This window comes from Kluyvera huaxiensis, assembly GCF_040149365.1.
In the GTDB taxonomy this organism is placed as follows: domain Bacteria; phylum Pseudomonadota; class Gammaproteobacteria; order Enterobacterales; family Enterobacteriaceae; genus Kluyvera; species Kluyvera intermedia_A.
Genome location: NZ_JBEFLV010000075.1, coordinates 1 through 237 on the forward strand (window position 1 = coordinate 1; position 237 = coordinate 237).

Annotated in this window: 1 pseudogene; it reads right to left on the reverse strand. The window is 57.8% G+C overall.

The annotated features are described in order from the left end of the window. A pseudogene (locus ABOC97_RS23985) lies at positions 1-237 on the reverse strand (IS1 family transposase); the annotation flags it as partial.

Consider the following 237-nt stretch of genomic DNA (forward strand, 5'->3'; position numbering starts at 1 on the left):
AGTGCGTTCACCGAATACGTGCGCAACAACCGTCTTCCGGAGCCTGTCATACGCGTAAAACAGCCAGCGCTGGCGCGATTTAGCCCCGACGTATCCCCACTGTTCGTCCATTTCAGCGCAGACGATGACGTCACTGCCCGGCTGTATGCGCGAGGTTACCGACTGCGGCCTGAGTTTTTTAAATGGCGGAAAATCGTGTTGAGGCCAACGCCCATAATGCGGGCGGTTGCCCGGCAT